Source organism: Streptomyces coacervatus, assembly GCF_029223485.1.
Lineage (GTDB): Bacteria > Actinomycetota > Actinomycetes > Streptomycetales > Streptomycetaceae > Streptomyces > Streptomyces coacervatus.
Window position 1 is genome coordinate 413,786 of record NZ_JARHTP010000004.1, and the last position, 24,121, is coordinate 437,906.

The following is a 24,121-nucleotide window of genomic DNA, read 5'->3' on the forward strand; positions in this document are numbered from 1 at the left end:
GCTCTACGGTCGGCCCGGTACCGTATCGGCGGTCCTGAGCACCAGGTCGTGATCACGTGTCAGCTGGGGCCGCAGCGACAGCCCGCCGCCGGGGCCCGCGCACCGGAGGGCCGGAAACACGCTGACGTCCCGGCGGTCGACGAGATCGCCGGCCAGCATCGCCAGGCGGATCTCCGGCCCGCCGTACGCGCTCAGGCGCAGATCCCACAGCGCCTCTCCCCCAGGATGGAGTTCCGCCACCGCGTCGACCGGCAGGGTGATGCGGAAGTCGCCATGCTGATCCACGAAACAAGTGGCGTCGATGAGATGCCTGCCGTTGTCCTGGAGCCGTGCCAGGAAGCGGTAGTGGTACGCCCGCGCTGTCCTTCCGTGGAGCAAGCCCTTCAAGCGGATCGCATCGTCGTGCACTTCGACGGACACGACCTCGGCGTGCGCAGGCCGGAGCCAGGTGCGCACGGCGAGTCCTCCGTCTTCGGTCGCGTACGGGATCCACGTGCGCCCTCGCTCGTCCGGCGGACGGAGGGCCGCGGGATCCTGGAGGCGCGCCGTCTCGACGAGCCCCGCTCGGACCGGGCGCGACCTGCTGCCGCCCGCGCATCGGAGGAACACGTCCCAGTCGCCCTCGGCGAGCTCCCAGTGACGTTTGTCGAGGACAGCCCGTACGCTGCCGTCGCCGCCCGTGTCGGGCTGTTCGAACTCGATCCTCGGCGTGGCGGCCATGTTTTCGTGCCGGGGGTGCAGGGCCAACTGCCAGTTACGGGGCACCGACTGACCGGCGGACACCTCGAAGGCGAGCGAGCCTCCAGGCATCACCCGGCAGTCGACCGTGAGCGGCCGGCTGCGCCGGGCAAGGCCCAGCCCGGACAGCCCGGTCAATCGCCGCAGACCGGCCGCGGACGTCGCCGAGGTGCGCCCGTTCCTCGGGCCGAGGGCCGCCGTCCACGCGCGCCTCACTCTGCTCATTCCGCACTCCTCATGGTCTTGGTCCGCACCTCCATCCCATCGCGGGCGCTTTCGGAGTTCACTCCGCCGACCAGCGGGACCACCCCCGCCGACAGGCCGGACCGCCGCCGTCCGAAAAAATGTCGGCAACCTTTGCGCTTCCTGTGACCACTGAACAGTGCACAGTCGACTCGACCCTCCGAACGGACAGGCATGAAGACAGCACGGCAGGCCGCACGGCAGCGCAGGCGCAGACACAGGCTGCTGGTGGTCACCACGGTGGCGCTGGGCGCCGCGGCGGTCGTCGCCGCCCTGGTCATGGCGTTGCTTCCCGACCGCGGGACCGATGGGACGTCGGTCGCGGTCGCGCGCGCCGCCGACACCCCGGCGAGCCCCACGCCCCCGACAGGCACCCCGAGTCCCACGGGCACCGCAACCGGCACGCCGACCGCGACAGGCTCGCCGACGCCCAAGGCCTCGGCACACACCCCGTCGAAGCGACCGTCGGCCGCGTCCGCCCCGCATGCCGCGCGAACGAATTCGACCACGGCATCGTCGACAGGGCGGATACGGCCCGGGACCACCTACCCAGGGGTCGCCACCGCCTACGAGGCCGGCGACGGAGACGGCGCCTGTGGGTTCGGCCCGAGCGACGACATGATGATCGCGGCGATGAACACCACCGACTACGAGACGTCCAGGGCGTGCGGCGCGTATGTACACGTCCGCGCGGCGAACGGCGCCTCCATCACGGTACGGATCACCAACGAGTGCCCCCTGCCCTGCGCACCCGGGCAACTCGATCTCAGCCAACAGGCCTTCGCCAAACTCGCGGACCTCAAGGTCGGCCGGATCCCGATCACCTGGAGCCTGGTCAGCCCGAGCACGTCCCAGATGGTGTCCATCAGGTACAAGACCGGGTCCAACCCCTACTGGTGCGGCATCCAGACGATCGGCCAACGCAATCCGGTGACACGGCTGGAGGTCCACACCGGGAGCGGCTGGCGGCAGTTGTCCCGCACCTCCTACAACTACTTCATATCCGCCGACGGCAGTGGGTGCGGCAGCACGATCAGAATCACGGACATCTACGGGGAACAGCTGACCGTCGGCGGGATCGCCCTGCGGCCGAACGTCGTGCAGCCGACCCGGGTCCAGTTCGCCCGGCACTGACACTCGCCCTCGTCGGCCACGCCGAAGCCCTGCTGGTCAAGGAGCAGTCGACCCAGCAGGGCTTCGGCGATCTGCGTTTCTCGCACGGAATCTCAGCCATAGAGGCCGCAGTGTCGAAGCGCATCGACAGCGCCGTCCACCCTGAGAAGCTGTCAATGGGCCAGGGTAGGAAAGTTTCTTGGCGCAGGAGCTCTTGTTTCGCACGAAACTTCTCCGTTACCTTCGCCTGCGATGTGAAGCGCTTCGACAACTGCCGAGGACCCGTCCTGACGTTTCGTCAGAGAGTCGCTCGTCCCTCCGTACCCAAGGAAGCCTCATGACGGCACGCAGTATCACCGACCGCCTGAGCGGCCTCGCCTTCGGCGGCGACTACAACCCCGAGCAGTGGGACGAGCCGGTCTGGAAGGAGGACGACGAACTCATGCGCCGGGCCAGGGTCAATCTGGCCACGATGGGCGTCTTCTCCTGGGCGCTGCTCGAACCGGAGGAGGGACGCTACGACTTCATCTGGCTGGACGCCCACATCGAACGCCTCCACGCGAACGGCGTGGCCGTCGACCTCGCCACCCCGACGGCCTCCCCGCCGCCCTGGTTCACCCTCGCCCACCCAGACGCACTGGCGGTCCAGGCCGACGGCACCCGCCTCGTCCACGGCAGCCGCGACACCTACTGCCTCGCCTCGCCCGCCTACCGCAGCGCGGCCCGCCGGATCGCCTCCACGCTGGCCGAACGGTACGGCAACCACCCCGCCCTCGCGCTGTGGCACGTGCACAACGAGTACGGCACGCTCTGCTGGTGCGACCATGCGGCGGCCGCGTTCCGAGTGTGGCTGCGCGCCCGGCACGGCTCGCTGGACGCCCTCAACGAGGCCTGGGGCACGGCCTTCTGGAGCCAGCGCTACACCTCCTGGGAGCAGGTCCTGCCCCCGCGCGCGACGCAGTACCACAAGAACCCCGGCCAGACAGTGGACTTCCACCGCTTCTGGGGCGACGAGATCATCGCCGCCTACTGCGAGCAGCGCGACGCGATCCGCGAGCACAGCGACCGTCCGGTGACGACGAACCTGATGCTGCCCTACGACCTGCGGCTGAACGTGTGGGCGTTCGCCCGCGAACTCGACGTCGTCAGCTCCGACCAGTACCCGGACGCGAACGGCCTCGACGGCGCCGCACATGCGGCCTTCTACGCCGACCGCTCCCGCTCCCTGGCCGGCGGCCGCCCGTGGCTGCTGATGGAGCAGGGCACCAGCACGGTCTACGACGGCGAGCAGGTGATCGGCAAGGAGCCGGGGGATGTTCTGCGCCACAGCCTCGGCCACATCGCGCGCGGTTCGGAGGGCGCCCTGTTCTTCCAGTGGCGGCAGTCCCGGTCGGGCGCCGAGACCTGGCACTCGGCGATGCTGCCGCACGCGGGCCCCGACAGCCGGATCTTCCGCGAGGTCACACAGACCGGTGAGGCAGTCGCACGGCTCGGCGAGCTGGCGGGATCGACGGTCACGGCGCAGGTGGCCGTGCTCGACGACCCGGACGCCATGTGGGCACTGGAGGTGGACGGCCTGCCCTCCTCCCGCCTCGACTACCACGCACCGCTCGCCGGGGCGCACCGCGCGCTGTGGGACGCGGGCGTCACGGCGGACTTCGCCCACCCGGAGCACGAGTTGAGCCGCTACCGGCTGGTCATCGCGCCCTCCTTGTTCCTGCTGTCCGACAAGGGCGCCCAGAACCTGCGCCGTTACGTCGAGGGTGGGGGAACGCTCCTCGTCCAGCACGCCGCCGGCTACGTCGACGACCGCATGCACGCCCGGCTCGGCGGCTACCCGGCCGCACCGTTGCGCGAGGCGTTGGGCATCCGCGTCGAGGAGCACCGGCCGCTGCGGACCGACGAGCGGATCACCCTGTCTGACGGCTCGCACGGCACCGTCTGGAGCGAGTCCGTGCGCGCCGAGGGCGCCGAAACGCTCGCCGCCTACAGCCACGGCATGCTCGCGGACAGCCCTGCAATGACCCGGCACCGCTTCGGCACCGGGCAGGGTTGGTATCTCTCCACCCGCCTGGACGAGGCCGACTACGGCGCCCTGCTCGGACGGCTCCTGAAGGAGGCCGGTGTCGAGCCGGAGCTGCCGGACCTGCCGGCCGGGGTGGAAGCCGTCACCCGGCACGCGGCCGACGGCCGCCGCTGGCACGTCCTGATCAACCACACCGAGGACGCCGTGCCCCTGCCGGATCCCGCCCACGACCTGCTCACCGGCCGGGCGGCCCACGAACTGCCGCCCGGCGGTTGCGCGGTTCTGCGCGGCCACTGACCCGGAAAAGGCCACCATGAAATCGGAACAGCGGAGCTTCGGCTGGGGTCATGAGGCCCTGCACCTCGAGTTCGCCCTCGGCGACGACGGCAACGCCCGCCTGACGCAGCTCGGACTGCCGGGCGAGGCGGCCAACGGCCCCCGTGGATCCCTGCCCCTGGTGGAGGTGACGGCCACGGGTCACGGGCGCGACTGGTCGGGCAGCCGCCTGGTCCAGACGGCGATCGGCGAGCGGCTGCGCCACCGGACCCACCGTGCGGCCCGCGACGGGGACTGGCACACCCTGACCGTCCACCTCCACGATCCGGACACCGGTCTGGTCGCGGAGGTGACCTACCGGTCGCCGGACGGCATACCCGTGCTCCGCGGCGAGGTGACCCTGCGCAACGAAGGGCAGGACACGCTCCACCTGGAGTCGGTCAGTTCGTTCGCCATGGGGTGCCTCACCGCGCCGGGCCCGGCGGACCTGGACGCCGCCGACCTGTTGTGGGCGGAGAACGACTGGCTCGCCGAATGCCGCTGGCAGCGCCGGCCGCTGCGGCTGACCACACCGGACCATTCAGGACGCGTGAGGCACGCGAACGGCCGTTCCGGCTTCGCCCTGACCGGACAGGGAGCCTGGTCCAGCTGCGGGCACCTGCCCATGGGCGGCCTGACGGACCGGCACACCGGCCGCACCTGGGTGTGGCAGATCGAGCACAACGGCGGGGGCTGGCGCTGGGAGTGCGCCGAGCGTGACAAGACGGCCTACCTGGCACTGTTCGGGCCCACCGACCTCCACCACGGCTGGCGGCAGCCGCTGGAACCCGGCGCCGTCTTCCGCACCGTACCCGTGGCTCTGTCCTTCAGCGCCGACGGCGGTCCCGACGCCGCGTTCGCCGCGCTGACCCGCTACCGACGCGCCCACCGCCGCCCGCATCCCGACCACCGGGCTCTGCCCGTCATCTTCAACGACTACATGAACTGCCTGATGGGAGACCCCACCACCGAAAAACTGCTGCCGCTGATCGACGCGGCGGCCGAGGCCGGCGCCGAGTACTTCGTCATCGACGCGGGCTGGTACGACGACGGCGGTGACGGCTGGTGGACCACCGTCGGCGCCTGGGAACCGGCCGCCTCACGCTTCCCCGGTGACAAGGGCATCCACGAGGTGCTGGACCGCATCCGGGAGCGCGGCATGGTGCCCGGCCTGTGGCTGGAGCCGGAGGTGATAGGCGTCCGCAGCCCCATGGCCAAGTCCCTGCCCGACGAGGCGTTCTTCCGCCGCGACGGCGTCCGGGTCACGGAGTCCGGCCGGTACCACCTGGACCTGCGCCACCCGGCCGCCCGCGCCCACCTGGACCAGGTCGTGGACCGTCTGGTCGGCGAGTGGGGCGTCGGCTACCTCAAGCTCGACCACAACATCGACCCCGGCTCCGGCACCAGCGCCCACCCCGGCGAGAGTCCGGGCGCCGGACTGCTCGGCCACAACCGGGCGCACCTGGACTGGCTCGACGGCATCCTGGACCGCCATCCGCACCTGGTGGTGGAGAACTGCGCCTCGGGCGGCATGCGTTGGGACGACGCCCTGCTGTCGCGGCTGCAACTGCAGTCCACCAGCGACCAGCAGAACCTGCACCGCTACGCGCCCATCGCGGCCTCCACACCCACCGCCGTCACCCCAGAACAGGGCGCAGTGTGGACATATCCGCAGCCGGAGGACTCACTCGACGAGGTCGCCTTCACCATGGCGAGCGGCCTCCTCGGTCGCATCCACCTCTCCGGCCGCCTTCCGGAGCTGGGGCCCGAGGCCCGCGCCCTGGTCCACGAGGCAATCGCCGTGTACAAGGCCGTCCGCGCCGACCTGCCCCGGGCCGTGCCGTCCTGGCCACTCGGGCTACCCGGCTGGGACGACCCCTGGGTCGCTCTCGCCCTGCACACCCCCGCCACCACGTACCTCACCGTCTGGCGCCGCCCGGGCGGCGAGGCCACTACCACCCTCCGGGTGCCTGAACGGGCGGGCGGCGCAGCCTGCGTCGAGGTGCTGTACCCGGCCGGACGTCAAGCCGTTGCCGTCTGGAACCCCGACACCGCCGACCTCACCGTGACCCTGCCCACCGCGCCGTCCGCGGTGCTGCTCCGCATCACCCGCACGGAACCGGATGCTCCCTGAACGCTGGCCCTGCCGCCCACCCGACGAAAGGACGACCGAGGGTGACCGCCCAGAACCCGCCCGCCCGCGCCACCAACCCCGTGCTCCCCGGATTCCACCCCGACCCGAGCATCTGCCGGGTCGGCGACGACTACTACCTCGCCTGCTCCAGCTTCGAGTACTTCCCCGGCGTACCTCTCTTCCACAGCCGTGACCTGGTGAACTGGCGGCAGATCGGCAACGTCCTGGACCGGCCGGAGCAGTTGCGTCTACCGGCCGCGATGGCGTCCTCGGGCGGCATCTACGCCCCCACCCTGCGCCATCACGACGGCCGTTTCTGGCTGATCGTCACCAACTGCAGCGAGGGCGGCGGCAACCTGATCGTCACGGCGACCGACCCCGCCGGGCCGTGGTCGGATCAGATCTGGGCGCCGGGCGTGCCCGGTATCGATCCCGACCTGGCCTGGGACGAGGACGGTACCTGCTGGTGCACGGTCGCCGGGGTGTCGCAGATCCGTATCGACCCGTCCACGGGACAAACGCACGGCACTCCACACAGGCTCTGGTCCGGCGGCCCCGGCGCGAAGGCTCCGGAGGCGCCGCACCTGTACCGGATCGGCGACTACTGGTATCTGCTCATCGCCGAGGGCGGCACCGAGCGCGGCCACGGCGTGTCGATCGCCCGCGGCCTTACGCCGACCGGCCCGTTCGAGCCGCACCCGGCCAACCCGATCCTCACCCACCGCGGCACCGACCACCCCGTGCAGAACACCGGACACGCGGACCTGGTCCAGGGCCCCGACGGCTCGTGGTGGATGGTCCTGCTCGGGGTACGGCCGCGCGGCGGCACCCCCGGCTGGCATGTACTCGGCCGGGAGACCTTCCTGGCCCCCGTGACCTGGGAGGGCGGCTGGCCGGTCGTCGGCGAGGTCGCCCTGGACCTGCCCGCGCTCCCCTGGCCGCTGACCCCCGCACCCGCCGAGGAACGGCGCGACGACTTCGAGCTCAGCGAACTCGGGCCGGCCTGGATCTCCGTGCGGGACCGCCCCGCCGAGCTCTGCACCACCAAGGAGCGCCCAGGTTGGCTGACGCTCCGCGCGCGGGGCGGCTCCCTGGACGAGCCCGACGTGGTGTTCACCGGCCGCCGCCAGCAGCACCACACCTGCCGGGCACGCACCCTGGTCGATCCGGGTCAGGGGCGCGGCGGCCTTGCCGTCCGGCTGGACGAGCGGCATCACTACGCGATCGAGGCGTCCGGCACTGAGGTCCAGGTGATCGCGCGGGTCGGCTCCCTGCGCACGGTCGTGGCCGCCACGTCCGTGCCCGCCGGGCCTGTGGTCCTCGCCGTCACCATCGCTGACCCGCCGTCACCGCACGGGCCCTGCACCGGCCCTGACGTCGTCTCTCTTGGCATCGAAGCCCCGGACGGAACCATCACCGAGCTCGCGACCCTCGACGGTCGCTACCTGTCGACGGAGGTGGCCGGCGGCTTCACCGGCCGGGTCATCGGCATGTACGCCACGGCAGGCACCGTCCACTTCGACTGGTTCGACTACGAGCCCATCGACGGCTGAACCCGAACGACCGACCGGAAGGCACGACCGAACGAAAGGAAAGAACATGAAGGACATACGGCTACCCGCCCGCCACCGCCGGCGCGGACCCGGCCGTCTGACCGGCCTGCTTATGGCGCTGCTCGTCATCCTGGGACTGTCCGCCGGTACCGGCACCTCGATCGCCGCGCCCGACAACACGGCGAAACCGGCATCGTCGACGGTCAGAGTTCCGGCCCGAGCCATGGACGCGGTCGCCGCGATGCAGCCCAGCTGGAACCTGGGCAACACCCTCGACGCGATCCCGGACGAGACGTCCTGGGGCAACCCGAAGGCCACCAAGGACCTGTTCGACACCATCCGCGCGCAGGGCTTCCGCAGCGTCCGCATCCCGGTGTCCTGGACCGACCACCAGTCCGCCACCGCCCCCTACACCATCGACGCCACCTTCATGAGCCGCGTCAAGCAGGTGGTCGACTGGGCTCAGGCCGACGGCCTGTACGTCGTGCTCAACGTCCACCACGACTCGTGGCAGTGGATCTCGAAGATGCCCACCGACCACGACAACGTACTCGCCCGCTTCAACGCCGGCTGGACCCAGATCTCCTCGGCGTTCCGCGACGAGCCGCGCACCCTGCTCTTCGAGAGCGTCAACGAGCCGGCCTTCGACAATGCCACGGACGCGCAGAAGACCGAGCTCCTGAACGAGCTGAACACCTCGTTCCACAAGGTCGTCCGCTCCTCGGGCGGCGGGAACGCGAACCGCCTGCTCGTCCTGCCCACGGTGGGCTGCACGCCCTCCCAGAACTTCATGGACGCCCTGTCCGCCACGATCGGCGCGCTGCACGACAGCAATCTGGTCGCCACCGTGCACTACTACAGCTATTACCCGTTCAGCGTGAACATCGCGGGCGGCACCCGGTACGACGAGTCCGCCCAGAAGGACCTGAACGAGGCCTTCGCCCGGATGCACGACACGTTCGTCGTCAAGAACATCCCGGTCTACCTCGGCGAGTACGGTCTGCTCGCCTGGCCGGACCACAACCATCCGGACCGCGTGGAGCGCGGTGAGGCACTGAAGTACTTCGAGCACCTCGGCTACGCGGCGCGCGTCGCCGGTGTCACCACCGCCCTGTGGGACCCCGGAACGTTCGCCTACCTGAACCGCGAGACCCTGAAGTGGACCGACCCCGCCCTGTTCGCCTGGATCAAGTCGAGCTGGACCACCCGCTCGGGAACCGCCTCCTTCGACAAGGTCTTCGTGCCCAAGTCCAGCCCGATCACGGCCAAGACACTCACTCTGAACCCCAACGGCACCAAGTTCAGCGGCTTGTGGCAGGGCAGCACCCCGCTCACTCCGAAGCTGGACTACACCGTCACCGACAACCAGCTCACCTTCACGGCGCGCGCACTGACCCGGCTGACCGGCGATCGCCGGTACGGGGTCAACGCGACGCTGCAGGCCCGGTTCTCCCACGGGCTGCCCTGGACGATCGACGTGATCACGTCCGACACTCCGGTGCTGTCGAACGCCACGGGTACGTCTGGCTCGTTCACCATTCCCACTCAGTACCGGGGTGACGTACTGGCGACGATGGAGGCCAGGTATGCCGACGGCAGCAACGCGGGTCAGGCCGGCTGGACTCCGTACCAGGAGTTCAACTCGGCCTTCTCACCGGACTACCCGGGCGGCACGATCATTCTGACTCCCGACTTCCTGAACGCGCTGCACGACGGCCAATCGGTGACGCTGACCTTCCACTTCCACAGCGGCGCCACCGTCACCTACCACGTGACCAAGTCCCAAGGCTCGGTCACCGGCACGACTTCCTGAACGACCGGCCCTCTCGCCCTGGTTGCCCCTACCGGCAACCAGGGCACCGCCTCTTTCACGCGCGGTCGGGTCACTCCTCCTTGGGCGGAGCCGTGCTCTCCCGGACGGTGAGGGTGGTCGCGATCTCCAGTCCCACCTGCGGCACTTCCTCGCCGCGGCCGAGCGCCAGGGCCAGTTCGGTGGCGGCCGACGCCATCTCGGCCAGAGGCTGATGGACCGTGGTCAGGGGCGGATCCATCCAAGCGACGGCCGGTACGTCGTCGAAGCCCACCACGCTGAGATCGTGCGGGACGCGCAGGCCGAGCTCGCGCGGCCTGGTAGACACCGAGCGCCTGCATGTCGTTGGCGGTGAACACGGCGGTGGGGCGATCGGGGCGGGACAGCAGCTGCCGCGCGGCGGCGTACCCGTGCTCGCGGGTGAGCTGGGTCTTCACGATCAGGTCGGGCTCCATCGGCAGGCCGGCCTCCGCGAGAGCGGACGAGTAGCCGGACAGCCGGGCGAGGCAGAAGGGGTGGTCCGGCCCGCTGATCATGGCGATGCGCCGGTGTCCCAGTCCGACCAGATGCCGGGTCGCCGCCTGCCCGCCTCTCCAGTTCGTGGCTCCCACGAACGGCACGTGGTCGGGCAGTTCGTCGATCGGGTCGAAGACGACGAAGGGGATGCCCTTCGCCGTCAGTTGTTCCCGCTCGGCTTCCGAGAGCTGGGCGACCGACAGGACGCATCGCGGGCGCCGACCGACCGTGTCGTCGATGGTCATGCCCGAGGTGTCATGGAGTCCGAACTCCGACACCAGCACACCGATCCGGTTCCTGCGGGCCACGCGCTCGACACCGCGGATGATCTCCACGGCCCACATGCTCTCCAGTTCGCGGAACACGAGCTCCACGAGATTGCTGCGGTTCTTCGGGGGCTTGCGATAACCGTGCTGGTGGATGAGCTGCTCGACGCGGGCCCGGGTCTCGTCCGACACCCCCGACCGGCCGTTGAGCACCTTCGACACGGTGGGCGCGGAGACGCCCGCGGATTCGGCGATGTACGCGATCGTCACCGATGGGGGGCCCTCGCCGCGTTGACCGTGTTCTCCCGTCGAAGGTGTGCCCGCTCGGTTGTCCGGCACGGTCGCCTTTCCCCCTCCCCTCGCCTGCTGTGGCGGCCATTGTCCTACAGTCCGCGACAGAACAACGCATGGGAGCGTTCCGGAAGGCCGGGGAAGGAGACCGCAAACGGACTGCGGGCCTGATGACGGGTCAGCCGCCGCTGACGGTCAGGTTGTTGGTGTTGAAGTTGAGCCCGCCGGACGACGAGGTGATCTCATAGCCGAACTGCACGTCGCCGATGATCTCGCTACCGGGCATCCAACCCTTGGTGTAGGCAATCCAGTTGAGGACCTGCTTGACGTCCACGGTGCCGGCGCTGGAGTTGGACGTCCGCAGGAACGAGAACACCTGGTTCGACCCGTTGGTGCCCTTGTAGACGTCCCAGTTGTGGCCGCCGAGCGTGACGTTGGCCTGCCAGCTGCCGATCGGGCCGACGGCTCCGGTGTGATTGACCCAGAGCATGATCTCGTACTGGTGGGCGTTGTCCCAGATGTCGTACGACGTGTTGTACGCGCCGGACGACGGGACGCTCACGTCGTAGTTGCTGGTGAGCCAGCTGAGGGTGTCGATGGACTTGCTGATCGACTTCGTCGAGTTGGCGTAGGACTTGATGCCGCCGGTGTTGGGGTGGTCGGCCCAGACACCCCAGCCGGTCCCGGAGTTGGCCCAGATGCACTGGGCGCCCGCACCGGAACCCCAGATGTCGTTGTAGAGCCTGTAGCCGTCCAGGCTGGTGCCGGCCCACCGGTCGCAGGAGTTCCAGACGGCGGCAGAAGCGGGGGCGGAGGCGAGGCCGACGGTGGCACCGAGAGCCATCGCCGGCGCGAGCACCGCCATGGTGATCTTGCGTATCTTCCTTTTGACCATGGTGTCCCTTCCACGGGTGGGGGGAAATGTGGGGGTTGCTGGGCTCAGCCCTTGATCGCCCCGGTGAGCATGCCCTTCTTGAAGTGCCGCTGGACGAAGGGGGAAGCCACTGCGACGGGGATCAGGGCGAGGACCATCACGGCCATCTGCAGGCCCAGGGAGGAGAGTTGTCCGGTACGGACCGCCTGCTGCAAGCCCGTGGGGGCCTCGGTGTTCTTCTGGACCAGCTGGATGAGCACGTTCTGCAGCGGCATCATCTCCTGGTCGGAGAGGTAGATGGAGGCGTTGAACCAGGCGCTCCAGTAGCCGACGGCGTAGAACAGCGAGATGACAGCCAGCACCGCGCGCGACAGCGGCATGATGATGGTCAGCAGGATGCGCAGGTCACTGGCCCCGTCGATGCGGGCGGACTCGGTGAGTTCGGGCGAGATACCCATGAAGAAGGCCCGCAGGACAAGGATGTTGAAGACACTGACCGCGCTCGGCAGGACCAGGGACAGATAGGTGTCGGTCAGGCCCAGCGTCTGCACCAGCAGGTACGTCGGAATGAGTCCGGCCCCGAAGAACATCGTGGCCATCATGGTCATCAGGAAGAACCGATGGCCCAGACTTCCCGGTCGCGACAGGCCGTAGGCCGCCAGCACCGACACCGTCATCGAGAACAGCGTGCCGAAGAGCGTGACACCGACCGAGACCATGATCGCCCGGCTGACCTGGCCACCGCTGAGCAGTTCCGTGTAGTTGACGAAGGTGATGCCCTGGGGGATCACGACGAGGCCGCCGACCCGGTCGATCACCGGCTTCGGGGAGAGGCTGGTGACGATCACGATCCACAGCGGGCCGAGCACTCCCAGGCAGCAGAGCAGGAGGAAGCCGCTCTTGGCGGTGAGTCCTGCCTTGTTCGGGGGCTCCTCCCACACGGGGCGGGCGGGAGCCTGCAGGCTGCGGATGAGCTGCGTGTTGAGGCTCACTTCTGGTACACCCCCTGCTCGCCCAGCAGGTGCGCGAACTTGTTCGCGCCCAGGACGAGACAGACTCCGATGAGTCCCTTGGCCAGGCCGACCGCGGCCGCGTAGCTGAAGTCGCCGCTCTTGATGCCCATGTTCCACACGTATGTGTCGAGGACCTCGCTGGCCCCTGCGCCGACCGCGTCCCGCTGGAGCAGGAACTGCTCGAATCCGACGCTGAGCGCGTCGCCCACCCGCAGGACCAGCAGCAGCGCGACCACCGGACGCAGCGCGGGCAGCGTCACGTGCCACATGCGTCGCCAGCGCCCCGCGCCGTCCATGGCGGCGGCCTCGTACAGGTCGGTGCTGACGGCGGCCAGCGCGGCGAGGAAGACGATGATCCCCCAGCCGGCGTCCTTCCACACCGCCTCCGCGATGACCAGGTACTTGAAGAGGCTCGAGTTGGTCATCAGGTCGAAGCCGCTCCACCCGTGGTTCTCCAGGGTCTGGGCGACGATGCCGGCGCCGCCGAGAACCTGCTGGAAGACGGTGACCACGAGGACCCAGGAGAAGAAGTGCGGCAGATACATGATCGCCTGCGCCACGGCTCGCACCCGGGGCCGGATCACGCTGTTGATGAGCAGCGCAAGAGCGATCGGGATCGGGAAGAAGAACACCAGTTGGAGCACGAACAGGACGAGGGTGTTCTTCGCGGCGTCCCAGAACAGCGGGTCGTCGAGCATCCGCGAGAACTGCTCGACGCCGACCCACGGACTGTGGAGGATGGCCGTGACGCCGTTGCTGGAGACGTACGGGTCGTAGTCCTGGAAGGCGACTATGTTGCCGAGCAGCGGGACGTAGTTGAAGAGCAGAAGCAGCACGATGACGGGCAGCGTCATCAGGATGAGCGCGCGGTCACGGCGCAGCCGGATCCGCCAGGGAACCTTGCCTGCCTCGCTCGTCCTGCGTGGCGCTCGCACCTTGGTCCCCGCGGTGGCGGCCGCGACCGTCGGTTCCTCGACGGCCCCGGGGGGACGAGCCCCGTCGGGCCTGCTCCGGGCCGTGAGAGACATCAGTTGCCGCTGCCGTTCTTGTCGAGGAGCTCCTTGTACCAGTCGCGCAGCTTGTCGCCGCCGGAGGACCTCCAGGTGGAGATGGCCGCCTGCACGTCGGACAGCTTCTTGTTGCCCCGCACGTAGTCGATCTGCAGTTGCTCGAACTGGCTGGAGAGGCTGGCATAGCGGGTCGGCTCGACGATGTTCATCCCGTACGTGGACGTCTTCTTCATGAAGGCCCCCATCCGCTGCTGCCACTCGGCCTGCTTGCGGGCGATCTCGGGGAAGTCGGGGTGGGCGAAGTAGGGAGCCGGGGCCGCCAGCATCGTCCAGGCGTTGATCACCTCGGAGTTGCCCTGGTCGGTCTTGACGGGGACGCCGTTCTTGACCGTGTAGTGGGTGCCTTCGACGCCGTAGTCGACGAGCATGCGCTCCTTGGTGCCGTACGGGGCGGCCGCGAAGTCGGCGGCGGCCAGCGCGTTCTCGACCGTCGCCTTCGAGGCGCCCTTGCGGATCATCGACCAGATGGTGGCGGGCGCGGAGGCGTACAGGGTCGGGTTGCCGCCGTCGGCTCCGAAGATGTCCATGGCCTCGATCCGGAAGTCCGGGTTGGCGTGGGCCTGTTCGGCGGTCTTCGTGTACCAGGCGGAGGAGTCGCTGTTGAAGACCAGGATCTGTCCGGCGGTGAAGCGCTGGCCCGCGTCGCCGGTACGTGCCTTGTCGTCGGGATGGACCACGCCGGCGTCGAAGAGCTTGCGGGTCCACTCCAGGGCTTCGAGGTATTCGGGCCGTTCGATGCCGTACCGCAGCTTGCCGTCGGCATCGATGTTCCAGCCGGGGGCGGCGCCGAAGATGCTCCCCGAGACCCAGCTCATGTCCCCGCAGGCGTACACCTTGGCCTTGGCGCTGGTGGCGTCCTTGGCCCAACTGAGGAACTCGTCGGCCGACTTGGGTACGGAGTAGCCCTTCCTGTCGAAGATGTCCTTGCGGTAGTACGGCATGATGAAGGACGCGGGGGCGGACGGCATCGGAATGCCGCGCAGCGCGCCGCCGAAGATGCTCATGCGCCAGGAGTCGGAGGGGATCGCGGCGAGGTTCGGGTACTTCTTGACCCTGTCGCCCGCCAGGTAGGGGCCGAGGTCCATGAACTTCGCGTTGACCGCGCTGGGGAGCTTGTTGCTGACCAGGATCCAGCTCGGCACGACCACCATGTCGGGTATGGAGCTGGAGGCGAGGACGGCGCCGAGCTTCTGGGCGTAGGTGTTGCCGTCCTGGTTCTGCCAGGTCACATTGGTGCCCGCCGCCGCGTCGACCGCCTTGTAGTAGGCGCACCCGTCCTTCGGCGGGGTGCCCCAGAGCGGGGACATGATCTTCAAGGGAGCGCCGGTGCCGAGCTTTTTCGGGACCGAGGCTTGGAGAGCCGCGAGGTCGACCTTGCTGGTGAAGCCGGCCGACGATCCGTTCTTCGACGGAAGATCCGGCTTGGCGACCGTACTGGCGACGTATGCCGGGAGGAGCTTGTCGGCGGCCTTGCCCGATGTGGTCCCCTCGCCCGACCTGCTGTCCGACCCGCCACAGGCGGTGAGCAGAGCCATCCCGCCGGCCACCGCTGCGGTGGCGACCGCTGTGGAGGCGAGGAAGCTTCTCCGGCTGGGCCCTGAGGAGGTGGAGGCGGCGTTCGGCGTCATTGCGTCAACCCTTCGTGGCGCACCAGGACACCCGGCGGTGGCCGTCGGCTGCGGTGTCTTGAGTGGAATCGGCTGAGCTGGAAGCAGACATCCCATTACTTCGATGTGGCTCGCAGTCGAAGCGCTTCGATGTTGCTGTGAGGTTAAGTGAACACCTGGGGTGCACAAGGGTCGCTTCCAAGATTCCTCCCATGTTTTGGAAGCAACCGGTGCCTATCTCACTTGACGCCCACGGTCGAAGCGCTTCGAACAAGCATGGCGCTTACCTCAAGAACATCCCATGTGTGGCTCCGGTACCAGGAGTCGGATGCTCCTGGTCGGTCGGTGCCGTCACCAGCCTGTCGGCAGACCGGCGATGAACGAGGTGAGCCGGTCGGCGATGAGTCGGTCGTCGTGGGCCGAGTAGTGCCAGTCGCAGCCGAGGAAGTCCAGGCCCGTGTCGTCGAGGAACCAGTAGCGGACCCGGCTGTCGCCGGCGTCGTTGCGTGCCTTGACCACCTGCTGTACATGGGCCGCGTACTGGCCGGCGCCCACCGCCACGATGGTCGTGTCGGCCCCGTAGCGTGTGCGCAGCTTCTGGATGAAGTCGCCGTAGGCGCTGCGGTAGGCGGCCGCGAGGCTGTCGGGCGTCCATGGCTCACCGGGGTTGATGGCGGTCGAGAAGTCGTTGGTGCCGAGGTTGACCACCACGACCTGGGGGCGCCAGGTGCCGGGGTTCTGCCAGACGTCGCCGGGCACGTTCAGCAGGGCACGGTCGTAGAAGGTCCGGTAGGTGACGTCCGTCCGGCCTCCGTTGTAGTTGCGCACCATGCCGAGGCCCGAGTAACCGTTGATCTGGTAGTCGGCGTTCAGTTGCCGGGCGGTGAGGGCGCCGTAGCTCACATCGGAGTCGGTGTTCCGCTTGAGCTGGTCCGAGGTGCAGGTGCGGGAGGTCGACAGGTTGCCGTAGCCGACCGTGAGGGAGTCGCCCATGAACTCGATCTGGCGGCTGAGGGCGGCCGGTTTGCTCAGCACGGCACCTCCGGGCGCGGCGACGAAGCCTCCGAACGTGCTGGTGTCCCCCGGGGTGTCGTTGCGCTTGACGAGCCGGACTGTGTGCGTGCTGTTGGACAGGCCGTTGATCCAGTGGGTGGTGTTGCCGGGCGTGACGAGCGTGGCGACGGTGGCTCCGTCGATCTGGACGTCGTAGTCGGCAGCCGAGTCGTTGAGCACAATGCCGACGCCGGTGCCGCTGACCCGGCCCTCGAAGTACACGCCGGGCCAGCTGTACTGCACCGTGTCTCCGGAGTCCTTGACCCGCCCCGCGGTGTGGACCTGCGCCAGCACTCCCGTCGCGCGGACCAGTTGCCACTGCTGGTTGGCCCCGCCCCAGTCGGTGAACTGCACGACCCTGGCGCCGTCCGCGGTCGAGGCGTTGTCCACCTCGACGGCCTTGCCGCTGTTGCGGTTGAGCAGACGGACGTAACCGTCCGACGAATCGGCCAGCCGGAACTGCTGGTTGGTGCCGTTCGCATCGCTCCACTGTGCGATGTCCGCGTGGTCGGCGGTGGAGTAGTTGAGCACGTCCAGCACCTTGCCGGAATGCTGCGCCTTCAGCCGGTAGTAACCGCCGCCCGAGTCCACGAACTGGAAGTGCTGGTTGGCGCCGCCGGTTTGAGGCCACTGCGTCAGACTCGCCCCGTCGGCCGTGCCCGCATTCGCCACATCGAGCACCTTGCCGCTACCGCGGTTGACCAGCACGTACCACGCGCTCGTGTCCACGGTGGCCGCCTGCGCCGTCCCGACGGTACCCAGGGCGGTTAACAGCGCCGCCACTAGGACGGTCACCGCGGTGAGCACCCCCGTACGCCTGCCGCATCTCCGCCGCAGAACCCTGAATGTCATATACATGCCCTTCGTGGGATGTCTTTTCCCTGAGTGGCCGGCTCCGGGTCAGAGGCCAGAACCGTCCTCCACCTTCTCGAAAAAGAACTCGTGCTTGAGAAAGGAGACGTCGTACTCGTGGCCGGACTGAGGCGGCAGTAGTTGGGAGGCCTGGAACAGGCGCCACCCGTCGTGCAGGGCGGCAAGCCCTGTGGAGTAGGGCGGCTCGTCGCTGTCCCCGGTCGTCGGACGGGTCCGGCCGGTCCCGTCGTACCGGGACCAGCCCACGACGGCGGAGTCCAGCGCCGACGACGCGAGATAGAGGACCAGAACCTGCTGTCTCATGCGTGACTCCTCAGGGTCGGCCGGTTGCTGACGCGCGTGACCCAGTACTCGACATCGAACGAGTCGTCACCGGTCAGGGCCCGCCACAGCAGGACCCGGTTGTAGATCTCCAGTCGGGCCGTGGCCTGCTCGTACCAGGGGAAGTACGTGTTGAGTTCCGCGGCCACAGCAGGGTCGTGCAGGTCGGAGACGTCCCACAGACGCACCTGCGGCACGGTCGGGTTGAGGCGGAGTTTGTACATGTAGCGACGGCCCGCGGTGTCGTTGCGGCGGCCGCTGTGCCAGATGCCGTGGTGCAGGAGAACGACCGTGCCTGCCGGGCAGGTCAGACGGGTCTGCCCCCTGAGGTTCTGGACGCGGCCGACGTCCGTCTCGTTGATCCTGCGCAGATGGCTTCCGGGCACACTGAGGGTGCCGCCCATCTCGGCGGTCACCTCGTGCGGGTAGTACATGAGCTGGATGTCGAACGCATCCGGTCGCACATCGATGATCGCGTCTCCGTGGAGCGGCTGCGCCTGTCCCTCGTGCGGCTCTCGCACATGAACCGCATGGTGGTCGACGGTCGGCTCGAGGCCGACCAGGCTCTCGACGGCGCCTGCGACGACCGGCAGGGCGAGCAGCTCGTGGACGAAGGTGTCCGGCGCGAACGCCGTGTCCAGCGGAGTGCCGTAGGACACTCCCGGCAGACCCTCGGTCAAGGCCGCGACGGCCTGTTCGTTGATCTCCTGCGGCACCACCCCGTCCAGTCGCAGGAATCCCTGCGCGACAAAGCGCGCCACCTGAACCGATGTCAGGAGTTGCTTGCTGGTTGACATGCGACGAACGTACGTGCCCAGTACGGATCGGTCGTGGGCTGAAATCGTCCAGTGCTGGTAATTTTCCGTCCTCGTGAAACACGCAACAGTACGGCTCGACGAGGCGCCCACCGTGGTCAATGCGGGCATCGGGGTGCACGGCGTCTCCACCGCCCACGACGTCTTCCGGCTGCCCGACCTGTGGCAGCTGCACCTCTACAACTACGAGGGTGCGCTGTCCCTCGGGCAGACGGTCCACCCCATACGCCCCGGCCACGTCAGCCTGGTGCCGCCGAACACTGAGGTGCACTTTCACTACCGGGGCAGATCGGAGCATCTCTACGTCCATCTACGGCTGCACGACGGCGGAACCGCGCGGGTGCTGCCGGTGATGCAGGACGCCGCGGCCGAGAGCACACGCCTGGCCGATCTGCTCCGGCACGCCGTGGCGGCCATGCCGACCTCTCCCCCGCGCGCCACGGCCGAGGTCTGGACCGCTCTGTGGCGCATCGCCGAGCTGCCGAGGGGCGATGGAGCCGGGCGCCGCCACCCCTTCGTGGCCGCCGCACAAGCCTACGTCGAGGAACACCTGGCCGGCCCGTTGTCCGTACCGGACGTCGCACGCGCCGTCGGAATCTCCCACACACACCTCACGCGCGTGTTCCGTGCCGAAACCGGCCTCACGGTCGTGTCGTACATCCGGCACCGACGCCTTCAACGCGCCCGCCACCTCCTGTTGTCCTCCACTCTGTCCATCACCGCCGTCGCCGCGGCCGTGGGCATCGCCGATCTCCAGGCCTTCAACAAGGCCTGCCGCCCTGAACTCGGCGCGAGCCCGCGTGACGTACGTGTGGCGGCCCCTGCGGGGCCGGACGGCTCCGGACCGTAAGGGGGTCAGCAGGCGTGCGGCTCAGCCCCAGGCAGTCACCGGCACGAACGAAGTGTCCTCCCGGGAACATCGCTTCACACCTACAGACCGCTTCTGACCTGTGCGGCAGCCCCACAGGACGGGACCCCGTTGCACATCTGTTGCACATTTTCGCGGGCCGACTGCAGTCGGCCGCAACTGCCACCTGGTAGCCGCCCTGTCCTACGCGGCCGGCCGCGACCAGCTCGACATCGAAGGCCTCGGCCACACCCTGTCGTTCAGCTCGTCGACGGCGGCCTGGTGGCTGATCTCGCCGATCTGTTCGCCCTCACCCGCGGACAACTCCTGGACCTGGAGCGGATGGGCGAAACCAGCACCGACAACCTCCTCGCCGCCATCGCCGCTGCCAAGGGGCAGCCGCTGTCGCGGGTACTGTGCGCGCTCGGGATCCGCGGCACCGGCCGGTCCATGTCCCGCCGGATCGCCCGGCACTTCGCCGCCACGGACACCATCCGCGCCGCCGACACGGCAGCGATGCAGCAGGTCGAGGGCATCGGCATCGAGAAGGCCCCCTCGATCGTCGCCGAACTCACCGAACTCACCCCGCTCATCGACAAGCTCGCCGCCACCGGGGTGAACATGACCGAGCCCGGCGCCACTCCGCCCACCTGGTACGACGGCAACGCCGGCGGCCGCGACGAGGACACTGAGCCTGCGGGCGGGCCGCCGGCCGGGATGACCGTCGTCGTCACCGGCGCGATGACCGGCCCCCTGGAAAAGCTCAGCCGCAACCAGATGAATGAGCTCATCGAACGAGCCGGCGGCCGCTCCTCCTCCAGCGTCTCCAAAGGACCAACCTGGTCGTCGCCGGAGACGGCGCGGGATCCAAGCGCGCCAAGGCCGAGGACCTCGGTATCCGCCTGGCGACCCCGGACGAATTCGCCGCCCTGGTCGCCGACTACCTCAACTGCGGCCTCCACAAAGGGGTGTTCTGTAGCTCACACGTGCAGTCGGGCCTGCCCGGGAACAACCCGAGACGGTTGACCGTTCATCTACATGTGGCTGGCGGAGGGGACAGTGTCCCCGGGCCTCACCAATAGCCCATGGGGACGATCGTCCGGCTGAAGCCCCATGGAGCCTTTCGCCGAGAGGCGACCGCCCTCCGTACGCCACCGCCTGCGGCCCCGGCTGGTCTCCCCCGTCCAGCCGGGGCTCTTGTGCGTTGGTGATGGCGCTGGTGCCGGGATGCCCGCCGCCGTGGGCGCTCTGGTCTGGTGTCGGCGGCCCGGAACTCGGTACGCCCTGCCCAGGAAGGCGGTCGGCGGCACCCTTCGCAGCGCGCGGACAACAGCTGGCAGGTGGTCGAAACGGCCTGAACGGAGCGGGCGATGACGCGGGCTTGATCCCTGCGGCCGCGGACATCGAGCGGGATTGTCGTGCAGCTGCGGAGTGGCGGCACCAGCGAGAGTGGACCAGTCGACCCGACCGCAGCGGTCCGGCTGAGCCGGAGATGTCATTCCAAGATCAGCAGATCGGCGTGGGCTTCTGGTTGTCCGCCTACTCCGGCCCAGAACCGGACCCATGGATACTCCGCGCCCCAGCCTGTCGCCATCCGTTCATTGATCTGGGAAACCTGCATCGAAGGCATGGTGTTGACGGACGTCGTGTATGGGCTGGTTTCGAGTTCGATGAGTGGCGTGTGGACAAGGTCATTGGCGGAACCGATCCACGAGGACACATCGACGCCACGAGGGTCGTCGCTCAGGCGGACGGTCAAGGTGACCTCTCCATCGTGGGACACGGTGGTCGGACTGACCGTCACGCCGTACACCCGTACGCCGCCGGCCGGAGGATCTGCATCCCACGTGTCGCCGTACGGGGCCACTCCAGTGCCCCCGAACAGTACGAGTCGCTGTCTGAGACCGTCGTTGACCAGGCCGTGGAAGGCACGGGAGGGCGGTCCGAGGTTCTGCACTTGCGTCCACTGTCCCTGCATCCATTGCCAGGTGTCAGCCAGCGCTGAGCCCTCGGCATCCGCAGATGAGGCGCGGCCGCCGTGCAGTACCAGCGTGGTCCCCGTTCCTGCCCACACCGCTCCAACACGAGGGCTTGGTCCTGTATCGGCTACCTCAGTCCATGTCAGTCCATCCCACGCCCACATGTCGGCGACAGCGCCCGAGGCCGTATTGCCTCCGAAGACCAGCATTTCCTGAGCAGCCGGGTCGAAGGCCATCCAGTGGGAGCTCCGGGGTGCCGGACCCGTTTCCGCGACCTGCACCCAGTCCCGCCCGTCATGCTCCCAGGTGTCGCCCCTCAGCTCACCTCCCCGTTCCTGACCTCCGAACAGAACCAGGCGCTTGCGCAGGGAGTCGTAGGACGCTGCGTGATGCGAACGGCCAGCCGGCCCTGTGTCCGCAAGCTGGGTCCTTTAGGTTCCGTCCCAGGCCCAGGTGTCGGCGAGCGTGACTTCGCCGAAGCCGAGCGTCCCTTCACCGGTGCCGCCGAAGAGGACGCATCGGTTGCGCGCGAGGTCATAGGTCAGCGTGTGCCCCACGCGGGCTGCGGGTCCGATCGAAGCGACCTGTGTCCAGAAGTGTCAGCGGTCACGGAATCCCCCACGATCTGCGTGATCAGCGTCACGCATTTCCCCACCCTCGTAGTCACGTTTCCCCATGGGGACGGCGGTCGCGGACGGGCCGCCGCTACGTCCACTGGTCCGCGGACCGCTCGAGGAGCCAGCTCGCTGCCTCCCTCGGGATGGACCACAAGACGATCAGGAAGTACCTGGTGCTGTCGGAGGCGGCTGGGATGACCCCGGCCGCGCCGCCGATGAGCGACGCGGACTTCTGATGCTTCGAACCTTTCGCAGCCGACATCCTCTGCGCGAAGTCTGGATCGTCGTTACGTTGATGGGATCTGCTGTCAACCCATCAGAGGTGGACGATGAAACCGAGGGTCCTGGTCAACGAGGTGAAGGGTGAGGGACCGCCGGTCGTCCTGGTACCTGGCGGACTCACCGGATGGGTGTCGTGGACGCCGCTCGCGGACGCCCTGTCGGCGAGACGGAGGACCGTCAGGGTGCAGCCGATCCACAACGAGCTCGGCTCGGCCGGCGAGCGCGGGGAGGCCGAGTACACCGCGGCGATCGAGCGTGAATCGCTGCTCATGACTATGGACGCCCTCGGGGTCGAGACGGCCGACTTCACGGGGTGGTCCGGCGGCGGACGAGCCCTCATCGAGTTCGCCCTGGCCCATCCGGAGCGGGTGAGGACGCTGACGCTCGTGGAGCCTGCGGCGTACTGGATCCTCGACGGCCTCGGCGAGTCCGACCCCGAGGTCGCCCGGTTGAACCAGTTCCTGCATGCGCTGGCCGGGCAGGACGTGAGCGAGGATGACCTGGCCGAGTTCCTCGAACTCGCCGGACTCGCGCCGTCGAAGGACCAGGCCCGTGACCACCCTGCCTGGCCGCGTTGGGTCCCGCACCGGATGGCCCTGTCCTGGAGCTCGGAGCAGGCCGACCGGCCCGACCGCGACGTCGCCGAACTCGCCGACATCCGGTGCCCTGTCCTCCTGGTCCACGGCTCCGCGACCACCGACTGGCTCAAGCGAGTCGTCGCCGTCCTTGACGAACGGCTGCCCGATACCCGGGTTCTCGAACTGCCCGGCGACCACGCCTGCCACCTCGAGAACCCAGACGCATTCCTCGCTGCGTTGGAGCGACACCTGGCTCAGTGAGCCGCGGTCGAACGCGGCGGTGCAGCTGCCAGCCGGGACATTCGCGCCCGTCGACCACACCGCTCGGCACCCGCCGCGGCCAGGCCGACGACCTCTACGAGCCGGTCAGCGAGCGGCAGGGCTGGTCCCTGACCGTCCCCATCAATCGCGCTCCCAGCGACTGGTACCGCTCTCCCCAACCTCGTCGCCAAGTCGCTCCTGGACCGGCTGAGCAACACCAGCCACCAGGTCATCACGAACGGCCCGAGCCACCGGCCGAACAGGCGACGCAAGAACCCCACAGAGACTCTTCCGGCCACCTGATCGACGACGCGAGGGGGGGGAATTACATGACGTTCGCCATGGGGAAATACGTGACCGTCGACAAGAAGACGCCGTCCCACTCCCACGTGTCGCCGAAGAGCGCTGTCCTGGACTGACCGCCAAACAGAACGGCCACGCCACGCGCCGGGTCGAAAGCCATCCCGAGTCCGGACCGGGGAGGCGGGCCGATGTCCTGACGCTGAATCCATCTAAAGACCGGCGTGTCCGCCGAGACTACGTGGCGACCCGTCAGCAAACAGTTTGCCGCGCCGTCCCGCACGTCACCGCTCCCGCCGACGATGCGGGTCGTCGGTGCCGAGCCGGGTCGACAGCTCGCCCTGCTGCAGGCCGACAGCGTGATGCCGAAGTGCGATGTCCGTGGCGTTGTCGCGGGCCGTCACACCGGCCTTGGTGGCAAGGACCGCCCGCTCGCGGTAGCCGCCGGCCAGCGCCCGGCCGACCAACTCCTCGTTGGTGTACGGCCCGTAGATGTCGGCGGTGTCGATCAGGGTCATGCCCAGGTCGATCGCCTGGTGAATCACGGAGACGGACGTCTCCTCGTCCCGCGGGTCGCCATGTCGTAGCCGAACGACATTCCCATGCAGCCCAGGCCGAGGACACCG

General features: G+C 68.7%; 17 protein-coding genes and 3 pseudogenes. 8 read left to right on the forward strand and 12 right to left on the reverse strand.

The features are described from left to right. Positions 1-3: 3 nt before the first annotated feature. Complete coding sequence (locus P2Q00_RS12775; RefSeq protein WP_275772454.1) at positions 4-963, reverse strand: hypothetical protein; 960 nt, start codon at positions 961-963, stop codon at positions 4-6. A 192-nt stretch (positions 964-1,155) separates the two neighbouring features. On the opposite strand from P2Q00_RS12775, the gene P2Q00_RS12780 reads away from it, so the two are divergent. The 5 genes from P2Q00_RS12780 to P2Q00_RS12800 all read left to right on the forward strand — a co-directional run bounded on the left by P2Q00_RS12780 (position 1,156) and on the right by P2Q00_RS12800 (position 9,935). Then, positions 1,156-2,115, forward strand: a complete 960-nt coding sequence (locus P2Q00_RS12780; protein ID WP_275772456.1) for an expansin EXLX1 family cellulose-binding protein — start codon at positions 1,156-1,158, stop codon at positions 2,113-2,115. Positions 2,116-2,431: 316 nt separating this feature from the next. Beyond that, positions 2,432-4,417: a beta-galactosidase gene (locus tag P2Q00_RS12785; RefSeq protein ID WP_275772457.1), complete on the forward strand. Its 1,986-nt coding sequence runs from the start codon at positions 2,432-2,434 to the stop codon at positions 4,415-4,417. Between the two features lie 16 nt (positions 4,418-4,433). Further along, positions 4,434-6,569 (forward strand): alpha-galactosidase, encoded by a 2,136-nt coding sequence (locus P2Q00_RS12790; protein ID WP_275772459.1) that lies wholly within the window; start codon positions 4,434-4,436, stop codon positions 6,567-6,569. Positions 6,570-6,610: 41 nt separating this feature from the next. After that, the gene (locus P2Q00_RS12795) at positions 6,611-8,122 is read left to right on the forward strand and encodes a glycoside hydrolase family 43 protein (protein WP_275772460.1); all 1,512 of its coding nucleotides are present in this window, start codon (positions 6,611-6,613) and stop codon (positions 8,120-8,122) included. A gap of 46 nt (positions 8,123-8,168) precedes the next feature. Then, on the forward strand, positions 8,169-9,935 hold the full coding sequence (locus tag P2Q00_RS12800) for a cellulase family glycosylhydrolase (RefSeq protein WP_275772461.1): 1,767 nt from the start codon (positions 8,169-8,171) through the stop codon (positions 9,933-9,935). A 70-nt stretch (positions 9,936-10,005) separates the two neighbouring features. On the opposite strand, the pseudogene P2Q00_RS12805 reads toward P2Q00_RS12800, so the two are convergent. The 8 genes and pseudogenes from P2Q00_RS12805 to P2Q00_RS12840 all read right to left on the reverse strand — a co-directional run bounded on the left by P2Q00_RS12805 (position 10,006) and on the right by P2Q00_RS12840 (position 18,613). Further along, positions 10,006-11,053, reverse strand: a pseudogene (locus P2Q00_RS12805) (LacI family DNA-binding transcriptional regulator). A gap of 130 nt (positions 11,054-11,183) precedes the next feature. Continuing rightward, positions 11,184-11,900, reverse strand: coding sequence for a glycoside hydrolase family 12 protein (locus tag P2Q00_RS12810; protein ID WP_275772462.1), 717 nt, complete (start codon positions 11,898-11,900; stop codon positions 11,184-11,186). A gap of 44 nt (positions 11,901-11,944) precedes the next feature. Continuing rightward, a complete protein-coding gene (locus P2Q00_RS12815) occupies positions 11,945-12,871 on the reverse strand; it encodes a carbohydrate ABC transporter permease (protein WP_275772464.1) in 927 nt (308 codons plus the stop codon). Then, entirely contained in the window at positions 12,868-13,920 is a 1,053-nt protein-coding gene (locus P2Q00_RS12820) for an ABC transporter permease (protein WP_275772465.1), read from the reverse strand. The genes P2Q00_RS12815 and P2Q00_RS12820 overlap by 4 nt, the downstream gene beginning before the upstream one ends. Continuing rightward, complete coding sequence (locus P2Q00_RS12825) at positions 13,920-15,590, reverse strand: extracellular solute-binding protein (RefSeq protein WP_275772466.1); 1,671 nt, start codon at positions 15,588-15,590, stop codon at positions 13,920-13,922. Before P2Q00_RS12825 ends, P2Q00_RS12820 begins: the two co-directional genes overlap by 1 nt. Positions 15,591-15,920: 330 nt before the next feature. Beyond that, positions 15,921-17,474, reverse strand: coding sequence for an RICIN domain-containing protein (locus tag P2Q00_RS12830; protein ID WP_275772467.1), 1,554 nt, complete (start codon positions 17,472-17,474; stop codon positions 15,921-15,923). A gap of 48 nt (positions 17,475-17,522) precedes the next feature. Then, a complete protein-coding gene (locus P2Q00_RS12835; RefSeq protein ID WP_275772469.1) occupies positions 17,523-17,798 on the reverse strand; it encodes a hypothetical protein in 276 nt (91 codons plus the stop codon). After that, positions 17,795-18,613, reverse strand: a complete 819-nt coding sequence (locus tag P2Q00_RS12840) for a phytanoyl-CoA dioxygenase family protein (RefSeq protein ID WP_275772470.1) — start codon at positions 18,611-18,613, stop codon at positions 17,795-17,797. The genes P2Q00_RS12835 and P2Q00_RS12840 overlap by 4 nt, the downstream gene beginning before the upstream one ends. A 73-nt stretch (positions 18,614-18,686) precedes the next feature. Here P2Q00_RS12840 and P2Q00_RS12845 point away from each other — a divergent pair, with 73 nt between their 5' ends. Next, positions 18,687-19,481: an AraC family transcriptional regulator gene (locus tag P2Q00_RS12845; protein ID WP_275772472.1), complete on the forward strand. Its 795-nt coding sequence runs from the start codon at positions 18,687-18,689 to the stop codon at positions 19,479-19,481. A 166-nt stretch (positions 19,482-19,647) separates the two neighbouring features. Beyond that, a pseudogene (locus tag P2Q00_RS12850) lies at positions 19,648-20,428 on the forward strand (BRCT domain-containing protein); the annotation flags it as partial. A 545-nt stretch (positions 20,429-20,973) separates the two neighbouring features. Here P2Q00_RS12850 and P2Q00_RS12855 read toward each other — a convergent pair. Together P2Q00_RS12855 and P2Q00_RS12860 are read right to left on the reverse strand one after the other, a co-directional pair. Beyond that, a pseudogene (locus P2Q00_RS12855) lies at positions 20,974-21,864 on the reverse strand (Kelch repeat-containing protein); the annotation flags it as partial. A 24-nt stretch (positions 21,865-21,888) separates the two neighbouring features. After that, entirely contained in the window at positions 21,889-22,014 is a 126-nt protein-coding gene (locus P2Q00_RS12860; RefSeq protein WP_275772476.1) for a tRNA wybutosine-synthesizing protein 4 beta-propeller domain-containing protein, read from the reverse strand. A 389-nt stretch (positions 22,015-22,403) separates the two neighbouring features. On the opposite strand from P2Q00_RS12860, the gene P2Q00_RS12865 reads away from it, so the two are divergent. Further along, positions 22,404-23,195, forward strand: a complete 792-nt coding sequence (locus tag P2Q00_RS12865; RefSeq protein ID WP_275772478.1) for an alpha/beta fold hydrolase — start codon at positions 22,404-22,406, stop codon at positions 23,193-23,195. A gap of 584 nt (positions 23,196-23,779) precedes the next feature. Here the strand turns inward: P2Q00_RS12865 and P2Q00_RS12870 are convergent. Continuing rightward, positions 23,780-24,040 (reverse strand): aldo/keto reductase, encoded by a 261-nt coding sequence (locus tag P2Q00_RS12870; protein ID WP_275772480.1) that lies wholly within the window; start codon positions 24,038-24,040, stop codon positions 23,780-23,782. Positions 24,041-24,121: the final 81 nt, after the last annotated feature.

Bases quoted from the DNA above. Each gene is read 5' to 3' on its own strand.
- P2Q00_RS12775 (WP_275772454.1), bottom strand. From the start codon at position 963: ATGAGCAGAGTGAGGCGCGCGTGGACGGCGGCCCTCGGCCCGAGGAAC.
- P2Q00_RS12780 (WP_275772456.1), top strand. From the start codon at position 1,156: ATGAAGACAGCACGGCAGGCCGCACGGCAGCGCAGGCGCAGACACAGG.
- P2Q00_RS12785 (WP_275772457.1), top strand. From the start codon at position 2,432: ATGACGGCACGCAGTATCACCGACCGCCTGAGCGGCCTCGCCTTCGGC.
- P2Q00_RS12790 (WP_275772459.1), top strand. From the start codon at position 4,434: ATGAAATCGGAACAGCGGAGCTTCGGCTGGGGTCATGAGGCCCTGCAC.
- P2Q00_RS12800 (WP_275772461.1), top strand. From the start codon at position 8,169: ATGAAGGACATACGGCTACCCGCCCGCCACCGCCGGCGCGGACCCGGC.
- P2Q00_RS12810 (WP_275772462.1), bottom strand. From the start codon at position 11,900: ATGGTCAAAAGGAAGATACGCAAGATCACCATGGCGGTGCTCGCGCCG.
- P2Q00_RS12820 (WP_275772465.1), bottom strand. From the start codon at position 13,920: ATGTCTCTCACGGCCCGGAGCAGGCCCGACGGGGCTCGTCCCCCCGGG.
- P2Q00_RS12825 (WP_275772466.1), bottom strand. From the start codon at position 15,590: ATGACGCCGAACGCCGCCTCCACCTCCTCAGGGCCCAGCCGGAGAAGC.
- P2Q00_RS12830 (WP_275772467.1), bottom strand. From the start codon at position 17,474: ATGACATTCAGGGTTCTGCGGCGGAGATGCGGCAGGCGTACGGGGGTG.
- P2Q00_RS12835 (WP_275772469.1), bottom strand. From the start codon at position 17,798: ATGAGACAGCAGGTTCTGGTCCTCTATCTCGCGTCGTCGGCGCTGGAC.
- P2Q00_RS12840 (WP_275772470.1), bottom strand. From the start codon at position 18,613: ATGTCAACCAGCAAGCAACTCCTGACATCGGTTCAGGTGGCGCGCTTT.
- P2Q00_RS12865 (WP_275772478.1), top strand. From the start codon at position 22,404: ATGAAACCGAGGGTCCTGGTCAACGAGGTGAAGGGTGAGGGACCGCCG.